The organism is Mesorhizobium sp. M2E.F.Ca.ET.219.01.1.1, assembly GCF_004016445.2.
Classification (GTDB): Bacteria; Pseudomonadota; Alphaproteobacteria; order Rhizobiales; family Rhizobiaceae; genus Mesorhizobium.
Map to the genome: position 1 here is coordinate 1 of NZ_SADT02000056.1, position 423 is coordinate 423.

The following is a 423-nucleotide window of genomic DNA, read 5'->3' on the forward strand; positions in this document are numbered from 1 at the left end:
GTATTGTTCCCGCCATATTTACACTCCAACTTCCTACCATTTGGTGATCCTTCAAACTGTGAGCCGCAACGATACCAAATGACGTGTTCAATTTGACATTTCACGGAGAGCTTTCCGCCATATAATTTAGCGAAAGTATTGCGCCAGTGCTGTTTCCGGCCGACCCAACCGTGATCCCATAGTCTGTCGGCGCGCCGGTATATGGAGATGCGGTCGTGTAAACTTGATCCCATGTGTACCCGTCAATCGAATAGAAAAAAGTTAGCGTCGTCGTCGCACTTGTATAGCTGGCCCTTACCCATACATTGCTGTAATTAGGTAATATCGTTTTACTGGCAACACTTGAATTCCATGCAGTTGCTGTTGAATATGACCATATCGCTATTGCAGAAGAGCCGTTGAGACCGCAAACATAGATGCGGT

General features: G+C 46.3%; 1 protein-coding gene. It reads right to left on the reverse strand.

Annotated elements, in window-relative coordinates:
• Positions 1–100 precede the first annotated feature (100 nt).
• Positions 101–423 (reverse strand): hypothetical protein (locus EN862_RS36655; protein WP_210235705.1); only part of this gene is annotated, 323 nt, incomplete at its 5' end.